A 14,693-nucleotide genomic window follows, 5' to 3' on the forward strand; every position below is an offset into this window, starting at 1 on the left:
GGCGACCGCTTCACCCTGCGCACGCTGACCGTCGCGAATCTGCCACGGCCGCTCGGCATCGATCTCGGCGGCGACCAGGCGCGTCTGCGCTGGCAGCACGTGCGCTTCGTCGACGGCGCGAGTGTCGCGCTGACCATGAACGACGGATCGGGCGCGCACTTCGAAATATCCGACAGCCTGTTCGCGCGAATGAGCGGCACCGTCTACGACGCCGCACTCGCGCTCGGCGACACGAGCGCGGGCGACCTGCGCATCGATCTCGTCAACACGACGGTCACCGCGAGTGCGCGCAGCGGCGTCTCCGTGTTCAACCCGGACGGTACCACCTGGCTGTACAACGACATCCTGTACGGCAACGCAAGCGGCTTCGTCGACCTCGAACTCGACGAGGCCGCGTGGGCGTACAACAACACGATCGGCACGCACGGCGGCAGCTTCCTTCCCGGCTCGTCGAACAACCTCACGAGCAATCCGTTGTTCGTGTCGACCACCGACTACAACCTGCAGTTCGCCTCCCCGGCGCGCAACAGCGGGACTTCGAGCCTGCCGCTGCCGCTTTCCGCGTTCGACATCGAAGGCGGCGCGCGCGTCGTGGGCGGCCAGATCGATCGCGGCGCGTACGAGAACGATGCGACCGCGGACACGGTGCTGCTCGTCACCTCGAACGCCGACACCGGCACCGGCTCGCTGCGCCAGGCGATCCTCGACGCGAACGCGAATCCCGCCTTCAACATCATCGGCTTCAACATCGCCGGTGCCTGCCCGCAGACGATCGCGGTGACGACCGAGTTGCCCGCGATCACCGACGGCGTCGCCATTCGCGGTTACACGCAGCCCGGATCGCATCCGAACAGCAGCAGCCTCATCGACAACGCGACGATCTGCGTCGCGCTGGTGGAAGCGAACGGCCAGACCGTCCTCGACGGCCTGCATTTCGCGCCTGCATCGGACGACGATGCGCTCGACGTTTCCGGCCTCGCGGTCGGCGGCTTCAACACCGGCATCTTCGTCGACCACACCGACACCGGCACCGGCGTCGGCAGCCGCATCTGGGGCAACTTCATCGGGCTCGACGCCGACGGCAGCACGTCGCGCCCGAACACGGTCGCCGGCATCGACGTGCGCGGTCGCGTCTACGGCACGATCGGCGGCGACGACATCGCCCAGCGCAACGTCATCGCGGGCGCGCTCGCCGGTGTGCGCGTCGATGCCGACCAGTCCAACTTCATCGTCGGCAATTTCATCGGCACCACGAAGAGCGGCGGCGTCGCCCGGCCGAATGCGATCGGCGTGATCCTGTTGACGGGATTGCACCAGGTGAGCGGCAACGTGATATCGGGCAACGGCACGACCGGCGTGTCGCTGTCCGGTCCCGGCGCGATCCTCAACACCGTCGACGGCAACCGCATCGGCCTCAAGGCGTTCGCGATCTGCGCGATGCCGCCGTGTGCGCCCGGCTACGACGCCCTCGGCAACGGCGACAGCGGCGTGTCGATCACGGGCGGCGCGAGCGACAACACGGTGACCGACGACACGCTCGCGTGGAACGGCGGCGCCGGCGTGCGCGTGAGCGGCAGCGGCAGCGCCGGCAACACGATCGCGGGCAACCGCATCCACGACAACGACGGCCTCGGCATCGACATCGGCAGCCTCGGCATCGATCCGATCGACAACGACGCAGCCGCACCGCCGGACGCGCCGAACCACGGCCTCAACGCGCCCGAACTCGTCTTCTCGCGCGGCGGCGGCACGAGTGGCCACGCGTACGGTCGACTGCGTTCGATCGACGGCGCGTATCGCATCGAACTGTATGCAAGCGCGACCTGCGACGACAGCGGCAACGGCGAAGGCCGCGACCTCGTCGGCGCGGGCGGCGTCGCGATCGGCGGTTCGCCGGTCGGCGACGACGGCGAGGCTTGGTTCGATCTCGCGATCGCGAGCAGCCAGGACCTCGTCGGGCGCGCGATCACGGCCATCGCGACGGTGCCGCGCGACGGCAGCGCGCGCGCGGGGGATACCTCCGAGTTCAGCGCGTGCGTGACGCACGCGTTCGTCGACCTCATCTTCGCCGACGGCTTCGATCCGCCGCCGCCCTGAATCGCTGCATCGCGTGGAGACGTGCCCATGAACCAAGCCATCCCGAACGCACTCCAGCGCGCGCCCGCGCTGACGCTCGCGCTCGCGGCCTTCGCGGCTCACGCCGGTTCGCCGAACGTCATGGCGTCGTGCGCCAACGCGCCATCCGGGCGTTGCGGCGATCGCTTCGATGGCGCGACGATCCTCATCGTGACGAGCACCGCCGTCGCCGGGCCCGGCACTTTGCGCCAGGCGATCATCGATGCGAACGCCGACGCGAACCCGAACATCATCGGCTTCAACATCAGCGGCAGCTGCCCTCGGACGATCTCGCTGATCACCGCGAGCCCGCTGCCCGCGATCACCGACAGCCTGTCGATCCGCGGTTATACCCAGCCGGGCGCGAGCCCGAACGCGGCTGCGACCGCCGACGACGCGACGATCTGCGTGCAACTGCGCGTCTCCGCGGGCGACAGCGTCGCGCAAGGACTGCGCTTCACGCCGACAGACGTCACCGATACGTTCGACGTATCGGGCCTGTCCATCGGCGGTTTCGACGACGCGATCCGCATCGACGGCGGCAACTTCACCGTCGGCGGCAACTTCATCGGTGTCGCCGCCGACGGCCTTACGGCTGTCGTCAACGGCTACTCCGGCGTGCGCGTCGCGGCGAGCAACGCCTATTTCGCGACGACACGCTCGATCGGCGGCAGCGACGTCGCGCAGCGCAACCTCATCTCGGGCAACGGCACCGGCGTGAACCTGCTCGGCGGCGGCGGCACGACCGTACGCGGCAACTTCATCGGCACGACCCGCGGCGGATCGGCGCCGTTGCCGAACATCGATGGCGCCTACGTCGCGACGCTCTCGAACTATTTCGTGGACAACGTGATTTCCGGCAACGACGGCAGCGCGATCCGGCTGGAAGGCGGCAATGCCGCAGCCAACAGCGTCTCGAACAACCGCATCGGCCTCAAGAGCTTCGCAACCTGCTTCCCGCCGCCGTGCACGCCCGACGACGCGCTCGGCAACGCGGGCGATGGCGTGCGCATCGCGGCCGGTGCGGCGGGCAACAACATCGGCGGCAATGCAATTGCCTACAACGGCGGAGACGGCGTCTCCCTGCCCGATGCGGGCCCGTTGAACTACATCAGCGCGAACGCGATGCACGACGACGGCGGACTCGGCATCGACCTCGGCGCCGACGGCGTGACGCCGAACGACAACGACGCCACGGCCGCGGCCGGCGCGCCGAACCGGTTGCTGAACTTTCCGATGCTGGACAGCGCCGGCGGCAACGACCAGGGTGGCATCGTGAACGGCTACCTCGAAAGCACGAACGGCACCTACGCGATCGACTTCTACGCCGACACCCTGCTCGACGCGAGCCTGCACGGCGAGGGCCGCGACTACCTCGGGTCCGGCGAGGTCACGATCTCGAACGCGACGGCCGGCAACAACGGCGTCGGCACGTTTTCGCTACCGGTCGCCACGGCCGGCAGTCTCGTCGGCCGGCACATCAGCGCGGTCGCGATCGACGCCGACGGCAACACGTCCGAATTCAGCGAAGGGCGCACCTTCATGCTGCAGGACGCGATCTTCGCCGACGGCTTCGACTAGCGGACGCGGCGAGCGCGAACGGCGCGGCGAAACCGCCCTGCCAGGGACCATCGAATTCTTCCTCGCGCGCGCCGCGCACCGAGCGAACCGGCATGTCCTGACCATCTTCGTGGGAGCCGCGCAACCCGACGTCCGTGCATCGGACTCGATGCAAGGGCATCGCGACGTTGATCGCCGCCATGACACCCACGCCGTCGGCCTGCTGTCGCGATTCGCTTGGCGTCCGCGCCGTGCACGTCCGCAGCGCGGGTGCAGAGGAAGGCGCTCACTCGAATCCATCGGTGAAGATCAGATCGGACACGAAGACGTCGGAGAATTCGCTCGTGTTGCCGGCCGCGTCGCTCGCGGTCGCGACGAGCCCCGGTAGTCCGGCCGAGGAGGCGAGGGAGAGCGTGACGTGCCTGGACGTCTCCGCGTCCACCGCATCGTAGGTATCGCTCGCCACCCGGAGGTCGCCGCCGCTCGCGCCCGCGCGATAGAAGCGCACGGTCAGCGGATACGTCGCGAAGCTCGTCGCGGTCGGTACGCGATAGCTCACGGTCAGCTGGCTTCCCGCCTGGCTCATCGACTCGATCAGCGGGAAGTTCTGCAGGCGGTTGGCGTAGATGCCGTCGGCATCGTGGGCATCGTTCGGGTTGCGACCGCTCTCGGGGTTCGGCAGGTCGATGTCGAGGCCGCCGTTCGCGAAGATGCGGTTGCGCGCGATCTCGATCGTGCCCTTGCTGTCGTTCGCGATCGTGAGGCCGAGGCCCCCGTTGTATGCGATCACGTTCTCGTCCGCCGCCATTTCGCCGCCGACGAGGATGTGCGCCGCGCTCGCGTCGTTGGTGGCGAAGCGGATGCCGTACGTGCCGTTGGGCAACGGCGCGCTGCCGTCGCGCCGCGCGCCGATCACGTTGCCAGTGATCGCGAGACCGTCGATGCAGGTCGTGTCCCCGCCCAGGCCGCACGAGACGAGCACGCCGTACTGGAGGTTGCCCGACACGACGTTGTCCTTGACGCGCGCACCGCTGCCGACGCTCGCGCTGCCGCTGCGCGAAATGCCGATGCCGCTGCGGTTCGGAATGGCCAGCGTGCCGCTCGCGTCGGTGCCCACGAGGTTGCCTTCGATGATCGGGCCACCGCGCGCGGCACGCACGTTGATCGCGACGCCTTCGCCGGCGCTCGTGTCGGTGAAACCCGAAATGAGGTTGCGTGCCGACGGCGCGGCGCCGCCGAGGCGCAGCAGCGCGTGCACATCGTCGTCGCTGCGCACCGCGGCGCCCTGGTTCGCACCCTCGGCCTGGCTGCCGGTCGCGTCGGTACCGAGGTAGCAGCCCTCTATCGCGAGGGTGGAGTCCTGGCTCGCGCCGCCGGGCACGTACGCGACCCACTGGAACCGGTTGACGACGAGGCCGCGCACGGTGAGATCCACGCCGAGCGGATGGAAAGCCTCCGATTGCGTCGGCGGGAGGTTCTGTCCCGACAGTTCGATCGCGAGGGTGCCGTCGAGGCCGCCCTGCGCGGGCGTGTTGCCGTTGGGCTGCGAGCCTGGCTGGCTGTAGCCGTCGATCAGCAGCGGCCCGGTGATCGACGGCAGGGAGCTGGTCGGCGAGATCGTGTGGACGCCGCTGCCGGGAATCGCGAATGCGATCGTGTCGGCGCCGGCGTTCGCGTTCGCGTCGAGGATCGCCTGGCGCAGCGTCCCCGGCCCGCTGTCGTCGGTCGAGGTCACGGAAAAGGTCGTCGCAGCGGCCGGAATGGCCTGCAGGAGCAGCAAAGCACAGGCAGCATGGCGCGACATCGAGGGTCCTCCGCGGGGCGTGTACGTATCAACACCGCGACGCGTACGAACAGAACAGCGACGTTCCGACGCGGGGTTCGACGCGGCACTGGGTTACACTAGGCCGCCCTCCCCTCGCGGCGCGGCCGCTTCCAGCGCATGTCGAACGACGCCCGCGACGCCACTCCCGATCCGATCCCTTTCTGCGACCTCGGCCTCGCCGAACCGCTGCTGGCCGCGCTCGCCGAGGTCGGCTACGAGACGCCATCGCCGATCCAGGCCGCGACGATCCCGCCGATGCTCGAGGGCCGCGACGTGCTCGGCCAGGCGCAGACGGGCACCGGCAAGACCGCCGCGTTCGCGCTGCCGGTGCTGTCGCGCATCGATCTTGCGAAGACCAAGCCGCAGGCGCTCGTGCTCGCGCCCACGCGCGAACTCGCGATCCAGGTGGCCGAGGCGTTCCAGCGCTACGCGGCGAAGATGCCGGGCTTCCACGTGCTGCCGATCTACGGCGGCCAGAGCTACGGCCCGCAGCTCGGCGGCCTCAAGCGCGGCGTGCACGTCGTCGTCGGCACGCCGGGGCGCGTGATCGACCACCTCGAGCGCGGCTCGCTCGACCTGTCGCAGCTGACCACGCTCGTGCTCGACGAAGCCGACGAGATGCTGCGCATGGGCTTCATCGACGACGTCGAGAAGGTGTTGCAGAAGACGCCGGAGACGCGCCAGGTCGCGCTGTTCTCGGCGACGATGCCGGCGCCGATCCGACGCATTGCGCAGACCTACCTGCGCGACCCGGTCGAAGTGCGCATCGCCGCCAAGACGACGACCGCCGCGAACATCCGCCAGCGCTACTGGTACGTCAGTGGCCTGCAGAAGCTCGACGCGCTCACGCGCATCCTCGAGGCGGAACCGTTCGAGGCGATGATCATCTTCACGCGCACCAAGTCGGCGACCGAGGAACTCGCGCAGAAGCTGCAGGCGCGCGGCTTCGACGCCGCCGCGATCAACGGCGACATCGTGCAGGCGCAGCGCGAGCGGATGATCCAGCAGCTCAAGGACGGCAAGCTCGACATCCTCGTCGCGACCGACGTCGCCGCGCGCGGCCTCGACGTCGAGCGGATCAGCCACGTGCTCAACTACGACATCCCGACCGACACCGAAGCCTACGTGCACCGGATCGGCCGCACCGGGCGTGCCGGCCGCAGCGGCGAGGCGATCCTGTTCGTCGCGCCGCGCGAGAAGCGCATGCTGATGGCGATCGAGCGCGCGACGCGCCAGCCGATCGCCGAGATGCAGTTGCCGAGCGTCGAGGCGGTCAACGACCAGCGCATCACGAAGTTCAAGCAGCGCATCGCCGACGCGCTCGGCAGCGACGACCTCGGCGTCTATCGCCAGCTGGTCGAGTCGTTCGAGCAGGAACACAACGTGCCGGCGGTCGAAGTTGCGGCCGCGCTCGCGCGGCTCGTGCAGGGTGGGCAGCCGTTGCTGCTCGCGCCGCCGCCGCGCGTGGAACGCGCGTTCGCGCGCGAAGGGGAGCGCGAGCGGCGACCTGCCGAACGCGGCGCGCGCGATCGCGACGGTCGCGCCGCTGCTGCGCACCCGACCGCGAAGCCGCCGTTCCCGCGCAAGAATGAATCCGCCGCCGCAGGTGTCGCGGGGCGGACACCGTCGGGCCCGCAGGATCGTTACGCCGACGCGCGCGTCGGCCACGGCGACGATCGCGCACCCGACGCCGCGCGCACCGGCACGCGACCGCCGCGCTCGCATCACCGCGAAGAGGATGACGCGCGCGCGCATCGCGCCGGCGCGGCACGCGAACGCGGTCCGCACGTGCCCGACGCCGGCTTCGAGACGTTCCGCATCGAGGTCGGCCACGCGCACGGCGTCAAGCCCGGCAACATCGTCGGTGCGATCGCGAACGAGGCGGGTCTCGACAGCAAGCACATCGGGCGCGTCGACATCCGCGACGACCATAGCCTGGTCGATCTCCCGTCGGGCATGCCGGCCGAGATCTTCAAGCACCTCAAGAAGGTCTGGGTGTCGGGCCAGCAGCTGCGCATCACGCGCGGCGGCGAGGAGTCCGAGGCGGGCCGGCCGCGCGCGCCGAAGTCGTCCAGGCCACCGTCGTTCGGCCGCGGCGGCTTGGAGCCACCGAAGCGCCATGCGTCGACGAAGCCGCACGATGGAAAGCCGCGTCGCCCGAAGTGAACCCGCGTCGACGCTTATCCGCGCGGCGACGCGCGCGGACGCGACGACGATCGCGGCGATCTACAACCACTACGTGCTCGAGACCGTCGTCACGTTCGAGGAAGTCGCGGTTGGCGCGGAGGAGATGGCGACGCGCGTCGACGACGTGCAGGCACGCGGCCTGCCCTGGCTCGTGAGCGCGTGCGACGGCATCGTCGTCGGTTACGCCTATGCGGGACCCTGGAAGGCGCGCAGCGCGTATCGCCATACCGTCGAGAGCACGATCTATCTCGCGCCGGAACGTGCCGGTCGCGGCTTCGGACGGCCGCTCTACCGCGCGTTGCTCCACGCGGTGCGCGCGTGCGGCACGCACGCGGTGATCGGCGGGATCGCGCTGCCGAACGCCGCGAGCGTCGCGCTACACGAAAAGGCCGGCTTCCAGGCGATCGGGCGCTTCAGCGAGGTCGGCCGCAAGTTCGATCGCTGGGTCGACGTCGGCTACTGGCAGCTGGTGCTGTAACGGCAACGAGCGGCGGCGACGCCGCAACCGTGCCGCGCCCGCACGGTACCTACTCCGCGACGGTTCCTTCTTCCACGTGGAGACGACCATGCGCAACGCCAGCGCCTGCGGCCTCGCCGCCGTGCTCCTGCTGCTCTCCGCATCGGTGGCGGCGACCGAGTACCACGTGCGCGTCGGCGGGCAGGGCTACAGCGACGGCTACTACTACGCCGACCTCAGCTTCAGTCCGCGCCAGCTTACGATCCAGGCAGGCGACACGGTCGTGTTCGACAATGCGGGCGGTACGCACGACGTCGCCGCCGACGACGGCACGTTCCGCTGCGCGCAGGGCTGCGACGGCAGCGGCGGCAACGGCGATCCGAGCAATGCCGCGTGGCACGCCTCGGTCAGGTTCGACACGCCCGGCACGTTCGGCTACCACTGCGAAGTGCACCAGGCGATGGGCATGACCGGCACGATCACGGTGGAAGGCACGGCGCCTGCGGGGTTCGACATGAACCAGCATGGTCTCGCCGGCTCGTGGGCCAACGCGGCCACCGAGTCGCAAGGCCTCGTCGTCGATGTCTTCCCCGATCTCCAGTCCGCGGGCTCCGGCCTGCTCTTCGGCGGCTGGTTCACGTTCGACACCCACGTCGCCGGCGGCCTGCGTTGGTACACCGTGCAGGGCGAGGTCACCGACGAGGACACCGCGACGATGGCGATCTACCAGACCCTCGGCGGCCGCTTCGACTCCGCGCAGCCGACCTCCACCCGCGTCGTCGGCGAGGTCAGCCTGCACGTCGACGACTGCAGCCACGCCACGCTCGACTACGCCTTCAGCGACGGCTCCGGTCGGCACGGCACGATCCCGCTCACGCGCCTGCTCGGGAACGTCGCCTGCACGCCGACCGGCTCGACGCCCGGCAATCCCGGCAACTACCTCCTCGGCGGCATCTGGACCGACCCCTCGACGAGCGGCCAGGGCCTCGTCTTCGACGTGAATGCGAACCAGGGCGTGCTGTTCGCCGCCTGGTACACCTACCTCGCCGACGCGGCCGCCGATGCGGGCGCCCCCGCGCAGCACTGGTACACGCTGCAGGCCGCGGTCGAACCCGGCTTCAGCACGGTCGACGACGTCGGCATCTACGAATCCACCGGCGGCGTTTTCGATCAGCATGCCGACACCGTCACGACGCGCGTGGGCACGGCCCGCCTCGTGTTCGCGAGTTGCACGTCGCTGACGATGAGCTACGCATTCACCGCCGGCCCGCATGCGGGCCTGAGCGGCACGCTCGATCTCGGACGCCTTGCGCCGGTGCCGCCCGGCTGCTCGCTCTGACTTCTCGCCAGGGCGCGATGGTCGCGCGCCGGGCGTGATGGCGGTACACGGGTACGCCCGCGAGGCCGCGCTAGCCGCGATACGGCGCCAGCAGCGCGGGATCGGCGAACAGCGCGTCGGGCACGAGCCAGCGCGGCTCGCGTCCGGCCGCGAGCAGCGCGCGCACCTGGCTCGCGGAAATCTCCAGCGGCGTCACCGCGATCGCGAGCACGCGGCCGGCCGGCGACTCGCGCAGGCTCGCCGCGTCGGCACAGCGGCGCGATGCGATCTTCGTGCGCAGTTCGGTCGGCAGCGCACCGGCTTCGTGCCCCGGCCGCGTGAGCACGCCGATGTGGGCGAAGTCGAACAGTTCGCGCCAGCGATGCCAGGTCGCGAGCCCGGCGAACGCATCGGCGCCGACGAGCAGGACGAGCGGCCGCTCGGCACCGATCTCGCCGCGCACCTCGGCGAGCGTGTCGATCGTGTACGACGGTCCCCCGCGCCGCAGTTCGCGCGTGTCGAGCACGAGTCGCTGCTGCCCGGCGAGCGCCGCACGCACGAGCGCGGCGCGCTGCTCGGCGTTCGCGCGCGGCGGGTCGCGGTGCGGCGGCGCGCTCGCGGGCAACAGGCGCACGTCGGCGTCGAGCGCCTCGGCGGCCTCCCACGCGACGCGCAGGTGCGCGTTGTGGACCGGGTCGAACGTGCCGCCGAACAGCGCGAGCGGTCGCATCACGATGCGTCCAGGGCGTTTTTGCGACGCCGCCGCGGTTCGCGCAGGCGCGTGCCGGCCCGCTCGGTCATGCGCGCGCGCACAGGAACGCCGCCCGGCGCGGTGCCGCGATCGCCGCGACGAGGCGCTCGAGTTCGCGCCAGCCGTTCGCCTCGCGCCATGCGGTGAGGTCGGCCATCTTGCCGAGCGCATGGTAGATCGGCGCCAGCTCGTCGCGGCCCTTCGCGATGCGGTCGATGCGGCCGGCCTGTTCGAGGCAGCGCTCCCAGTGCGCGCGGTCGGAATTCTTCAGCGCGCGACGGAACAGGCCTTCGCGCGCCTGCGGCCAGATGCGCTCGCTGCGCAACGCGGCCTCGACGTTCGGCGCCGAGGCGAGGCGCAGCAGCGTGCGCAGCTGCGTGAGCAGCCAGCCGAGCAGCGGGATGAGTTCCTCGCCCTCCGCGCGCAGCCCGGCGACGATGTGCAGCGCGCGCGCGGCGTCGCCCGCGAGCGCGGCGTCGGCGAGGCGGAACACGTCGTAGCGCGCGTCGTCGGCGACGCTCGCCTCGAGCGTATCGGCGTCCAGCGTGCGTCCCGCGTGCAGCAGGGCGAGCTTGTCGATCTCCTGCGCGGCCGCGAGCAGGTTGCCTTCGACGCGATCGGCGAGCAGCGCGATCGCGTCGGCCTCGAGCCGCAGCCCGCGCGACGCGGCGCGCGCGCCGATCCAGTCCGGCAGTTCCTCGCGCTTGAGCGGCCATACCGCGACGAGCGTGCCCGCGCGTTCGATCGCGGCCGACCAGGCGGCCTCGTGCTTGCGGCTCCAGTCGTTCGCGGTCACCAGCAGCACGGTGTCGGGCGGCGGCGCGGCGCAGTACTCGGCGAGCGCGGCGCCGCCGTCCTTGCCGGGCCGGCCACTCGGCAGGCGCAGGTCGATGAGGCGACGGCTCGCGAACAGCGACATCGAACGCGCCGCGTCGCCGAGTCGGTTCCAGTCGAAGCCCGACTCGACGTCGAGCACTTCGCGCTCGGCGTAGCCGAGCTCCTTCGCGCGCGCGCGCACCGCGTCGGCGGCTTCGAGCACGAGCAGCGGTTCGGCACCGGCGATGAGGTACACCGGTGCGAGTCCGGGGGAGCCCAGCTGGCGGCGCAGGGCGGCGAGCGTCGTCGACATGCGCCGATTCTAGCCGGCACGGCGGCCGCGGTGCGCGAGCGGCGCCGCCGCGTCGCGGACGCGTCAGTTCGCCGCGTGCGTTCGCGCCTCGAGCCGGCGCAGCACCGTCTGCACCATGTCCTGCTGCAGTTCCTTCGTGAGCAGGTCGGTCTGCGCGGCGACACCCAGCGACTGGCTCGCGTCGAACGTGAAGTCGCGGCTGAGTTCGACGACCTGGCTCGGCACGATCACGCTGCCGGCGCCGTCCACCACCTCGAACTCGACGTGGTAGCGCAGCGCGTATTCGGTCGCGCGCGCATTGCCGCCGACGGTGAGCACGTCGGTCGAGAGCGTGTTCGCCGTGAATCGGATCGTCGCGACGTCGGGGCCGGCGGCCGCGACGACTTCGCTGCCCGAGCGCGGCAGCGCCTTCACGAGCCCCTTGGCGAGCGCGCTCGAGCTGTCGGCGATCTCGATGCGCACGCGCTTCATCGTCGCGGGCAGCTCCGCCTCGCGCCGCAGGTGGAATCCGCAGGCGGCGAGCGGCAGCGCGAGCAGGATGACGAGGGCGAACGGCGGGCGACGCAGGATCATGAGCGGATTCCGGACGGGACGGGATGCCGAGGTGATCCGATCATACGTGCATGCGGGCGCGATCGACGCGCGCGCAGGCCGACGAACCACCCGGCTCGGCCGCTGATGATATCGGATCGCCGGCGCATCGCGCCGCGCGCGTCAGCGACCGGCGCCCGCCCGGGCGGGCGCGGCGGTCGACGGCACTTCGCCGACCAGCGCCTTGCGCATCGCGCCGAACTTGCGCCGGTACTGCACCGGCGACAGGCCGACCTTGCGGCGGAACAGGCGCGCGAAGAAGCCCGCGTCGGCGTAACCGACCGCGAGCGCGACCGCCTCGACCGGCTCGTTGCCGGCTTCGAGCATCTGCTTGGCCTCCTCGAGCCGCAGCGTATGCACGTACTCGAGCGGCGTGAGCCCGGTCGCGCGCTGGAAGCGGCGCTTGAACGTGCGCTCGGGCAGCCCGCCGAGGCGCACCATCGCGGCGACCGGCGCCGGCTCGTCGTAGTGCTCGGCGATCCACACCTGGCAGCGCGCGACGACGCCGTCGTCGGCCTGCACCGGGCAGGCGAGCCGCGCGAACGGCTGCTGCCCGGCGGCGTGCCATTCGATGAGGTTCATGCGCGCGGTCTGCATCGCGCATTCGATCCCGGCGAGCCGCGCGATGAGATAGAGCGCGAGGTCGCTCCACGACGCACCGCCGCCCGCCATCACGAGGCGCCGTTCGTCGCCGGACACGACGAGCGCGTTCTGCGTGCGCATGCGGATGCGCGGATGGCGCCGCACGATCGCGTCCGCGTAGGCCCAGTGCGTGGTCGCGTCGTGGCCGTCGAGCAGGCCGGCTTCGGCGAACAGCAGCGCGCCCGAGCAGGCCGAAGCGAGGATCGCGCCGTCGGCATGGCAGCGGCGCAGCCAGTCGATCTCGCGCGCGAAGCGGCCATCCTCGATCGGCGCGTGCGGATCGACCGCGAGGTCGGGCACGCAGACGACGTCGACGCGGCCGAGGTCGTCGAACGTCGATTCCGGCCGGATCGTGACGTCGTTGAGCACCGTGAGCGGCGCGCGCGTCGCCGCCGCGACGACGGCATGCACGTTGCCCGGACCGGGCGTTCCCGAGGCGACGTAGTCCCAGTCCCGCCCCGCCGAGCGAAACAGGTCGTACATGCCGTACAGCACCGAGGCCGAGGTCTCGGGCAGCGCGAGGATCGCGACGACGGGCTTGCGGGAGCCGCTCATGGCCGATTCGCCTGCTGTATTGCCGAAATGACTGGCGGCATCGCGCCGACGACCGACTATCGTGCGCCGATCGACCTGATGCAAGGAGCTTCGCCGTGCCCTCTCCGATCGACGTGCTGCTGGACCCGGTTTCGCTCGCGGTGTTCGGGCTGTACGCGGCGCTGATGCTGTGGGAATACCTCGCCCCGGCGCGGCCGCTGCCGGCGTCGCCCGCGTGGCGCGTGCGCGGGCTGCTCGCGTTCGCGGCGTACTTCGCGCTGTCGACGTACCTGCCGGTCCTGTGGGCGGACCACCTCGCGCCGCTGCAGCTGTTCGACCTGCAGTACCTGCCGGTGTGGGCCGGCGCGGCCGTCGGCGTGCTCGCCTACGAGATCGTCGGCTACGCCTACCACCGCGCGATGCACGCCTCGAACTGGCTGTGGCGCATCCTGCACCAGATGCACCACAGCGCCGAGCGCCTCGATACGTACGGCGCGTTCTGGTTCCACCCGCTCGACATGGTCGGATGGACCGCGGTGACGAGCCTCGCGCTCACGGTCGTCGTCGGCCTGTCGCCGGCGGCGACGACCGCCGCATTGCTGGTCGTGACCTTCCTGACGATCTTCCAGCATGCGAACCTGCGCACGCCGCGCTGGCTCGGCTACGTCGTGCAGCGGCCCGAGTCGCATTCATGGCACCACGCGCGCGGCCATCACCGCGACAACTACGCGGACCTGCCGCTCATCGACATCCTGTTCGGCACGTTCCACAACCCGCGCGACTTCGCGCCGGCGGCGGGCTTCTCCGACGGCGCGTCGTTGCGGCTCGGCGACATGCTGCTGTTCCGCGACGTCGCCGGCGCGCCTGCGGCGCCGCGCTGACCCGCGCCGGCCGGTCGGCGCGACGCGCGATCACGCGCGCGCGTCGGATCGGATCGGCGGACTCGCGGCGAGCAGGTCGTACGGCGCGAGCCAGCCCGGCAGCGCGCGGATGCGCTCGAGCCAGGCCACGAGCGCCGGCCACGGGGCGAGGTCGACGCCGGCCTGGTCGGTCCAGAACAGGTAGCCGCAGCACGACACGTCGGCGATCGTCGGCGCTTCGCCGGCGACGAACGGGCGTGCGCGCAGCTCGCCGTCGAGCCGATCGAAATCGGCGCGCATGCGCTGCGTCCACCACGCCTCCAGCGCGGCATCCGCAGGCGCGAAGCAGCGCGAAAAACGCAGGTGCGGGAAGCTCATCGCGAGCCGGTTCGCTTCCCATGCGAGCCATTCGCGCACGCGCGTGCGCTGCGCGGGCGTGCGCCCGTCGAGCTTGCCGTAGCGGCGCGCGATGTAGTCGAGGATCACGTTCGACTGGCACACCGCGAGGCCGTCCTCGTCGACGAGCACGGGCACTTCGCCGAACAGCGACGCGGCACGGAAGTCCTCGCCGCGCTGCTCGCGCGGCAGGTTGAGGTCGACCGCGCGCTGCTCGAACGGGACGGCCATGAGGCGCAACGCGAGCGCGATCTTGTAACTGTGGCCGGATTCGCGGTTGCAGTAGAGGACGGGCACCGACACGGCGGTTCTCCTGGAGTGCGGCGAC

Annotated in this window: 12 protein-coding genes; 6 read left to right on the forward strand and 6 right to left on the reverse strand. The window is 71.0% G+C overall.

Features of this window, described 5'->3' with window-relative positions:
- Both VI238_RS05530 and VI238_RS05535 read left to right on the forward strand, forming a co-directional pair.
- Positions 1-2,097 (forward strand): right-handed parallel beta-helix repeat-containing protein (locus tag VI238_RS05530; RefSeq protein ID WP_331649294.1); only part of this gene is annotated, 2,097 nt, incomplete at its 5' end.
- A 27-nt stretch (positions 2,098-2,124) separates the two neighbouring features.
- The gene (locus VI238_RS05535) at positions 2,125-3,696 is read left to right on the forward strand and encodes a hypothetical protein (RefSeq protein ID WP_331649296.1); all 1,572 of its coding nucleotides are present in this window, start codon (positions 2,125-2,127) and stop codon (positions 3,694-3,696) included.
- 265 nt (positions 3,697-3,961) lie between these two features.
- Here the strand turns inward: VI238_RS05535 and VI238_RS05540 are convergent, their stop codons facing one another.
- Positions 3,962-5,479 carry a right-handed parallel beta-helix repeat-containing protein gene (locus tag VI238_RS05540; protein WP_331649298.1) on the reverse strand — a complete coding sequence of 506 codons (1,518 nt, stop codon included), beginning with the start codon at positions 5,477-5,479 and terminating at the stop codon, positions 3,962-3,964.
- Between the two features lie 138 nt (positions 5,480-5,617).
- Here VI238_RS05540 and VI238_RS05545 point away from each other — a divergent pair, with 138 nt between their 5' ends.
- The 3 genes from VI238_RS05545 to VI238_RS05555 all read left to right on the forward strand — a co-directional run bounded on the left by VI238_RS05545 (position 5,618) and on the right by VI238_RS05555 (position 9,483).
- Positions 5,618-7,666 (forward strand): DEAD/DEAH box helicase, encoded by a 2,049-nt coding sequence (locus tag VI238_RS05545; RefSeq protein ID WP_331649300.1) that lies wholly within the window; start codon positions 5,618-5,620, stop codon positions 7,664-7,666.
- Complete coding sequence (locus VI238_RS05550) at positions 7,641-8,165, forward strand: arsinothricin resistance N-acetyltransferase ArsN1 family B (RefSeq protein ID WP_331649302.1); 525 nt, start codon at positions 7,641-7,643, stop codon at positions 8,163-8,165. The genes VI238_RS05545 and VI238_RS05550 overlap by 26 nt, the downstream gene beginning before the upstream one ends.
- A gap of 88 nt (positions 8,166-8,253) precedes the next feature.
- Positions 8,254-9,483, forward strand: coding sequence for a plastocyanin/azurin family copper-binding protein (locus VI238_RS05555; protein ID WP_331649304.1), 1,230 nt, complete (start codon positions 8,254-8,256; stop codon positions 9,481-9,483).
- Between the two features lie 70 nt (positions 9,484-9,553).
- On the opposite strand, the gene nadD is transcribed toward VI238_RS05555, so the two are convergent.
- The 4 genes from nadD to VI238_RS05575 all read right to left on the reverse strand — a co-directional run bounded on the left by nadD (position 9,554) and on the right by VI238_RS05575 (position 13,130).
- A complete protein-coding gene (nadD, locus tag VI238_RS05560; RefSeq protein ID WP_331649375.1) occupies positions 9,554-10,192 on the reverse strand; it encodes a nicotinate-nucleotide adenylyltransferase in 639 nt (212 codons plus the stop codon).
- Between the two features lie 67 nt (positions 10,193-10,259).
- Positions 10,260-11,342 (reverse strand): DNA polymerase III subunit delta, encoded by a 1,083-nt coding sequence (gene holA, locus VI238_RS05565; protein ID WP_331649306.1) that lies wholly within the window; start codon positions 11,340-11,342, stop codon positions 10,260-10,262.
- 63 nt (positions 11,343-11,405) lie between these two features.
- Complete coding sequence (gene lptE, locus VI238_RS05570; RefSeq protein ID WP_331649308.1) at positions 11,406-11,915, reverse strand: LPS assembly lipoprotein LptE; 510 nt, start codon at positions 11,913-11,915, stop codon at positions 11,406-11,408.
- 141 nt (positions 11,916-12,056) lie between these two features.
- On the reverse strand, positions 12,057-13,130 hold the full coding sequence (locus tag VI238_RS05575) for a GlxA family transcriptional regulator (protein ID WP_331649310.1): 1,074 nt from the start codon (positions 13,128-13,130) through the stop codon (positions 12,057-12,059).
- 95 nt (positions 13,131-13,225) lie between these two features.
- On the opposite strand from VI238_RS05575, the gene VI238_RS05580 reads away from it, so the two are divergent.
- A complete protein-coding gene (locus tag VI238_RS05580) occupies positions 13,226-13,990 on the forward strand; it encodes a sterol desaturase family protein (protein ID WP_331649312.1) in 765 nt (254 codons plus the stop codon).
- A gap of 30 nt (positions 13,991-14,020) precedes the next feature.
- Here the strand turns inward: VI238_RS05580 and VI238_RS05585 are convergent, their stop codons facing one another.
- On the reverse strand, positions 14,021-14,668 hold the full coding sequence (locus VI238_RS05585; protein ID WP_331649314.1) for a glutathione S-transferase family protein: 648 nt from the start codon (positions 14,666-14,668) through the stop codon (positions 14,021-14,023).
- Positions 14,669-14,693 lie beyond the last annotated feature (25 nt).

It is taken from the genome of Dokdonella sp. (assembly GCF_036518555.1).
Lineage (GTDB): Bacteria > Pseudomonadota > Gammaproteobacteria > Xanthomonadales > Rhodanobacteraceae > Dokdonella_A.

Coding starts and splice junctions, on each gene's coding strand:
- VI238_RS05535 (WP_331649296.1), top strand. CDS start 2,125: ATGAACCAAGCCATCCCGAACGCACTCCAGCGCGCGCCCGCGCTGACG.
- VI238_RS05540 (WP_331649298.1), bottom strand. CDS start 5,479: ATGTCGCGCCATGCTGCCTGTGCTTTGCTGCTCCTGCAGGCCATTCCG.
- VI238_RS05545 (WP_331649300.1), top strand. CDS start 5,618: ATGTCGAACGACGCCCGCGACGCCACTCCCGATCCGATCCCTTTCTGC.
- VI238_RS05550 (WP_331649302.1), top strand. CDS start 7,641: ATGGAAAGCCGCGTCGCCCGAAGTGAACCCGCGTCGACGCTTATCCGC.
- VI238_RS05555 (WP_331649304.1), top strand. CDS start 8,254: ATGCGCAACGCCAGCGCCTGCGGCCTCGCCGCCGTGCTCCTGCTGCTC.
- nadD (WP_331649375.1), bottom strand. CDS start 10,192: ATGCGACCGCTCGCGCTGTTCGGCGGCACGTTCGACCCGGTCCACAAC.
- holA (WP_331649306.1), bottom strand. CDS start 11,342: ATGTCGACGACGCTCGCCGCCCTGCGCCGCCAGCTGGGCTCCCCCGGA.
- lptE (WP_331649308.1), bottom strand. CDS start 11,915: ATGATCCTGCGTCGCCCGCCGTTCGCCCTCGTCATCCTGCTCGCGCTG.
- VI238_RS05575 (WP_331649310.1), bottom strand. CDS start 13,130: ATGAGCGGCTCCCGCAAGCCCGTCGTCGCGATCCTCGCGCTGCCCGAG.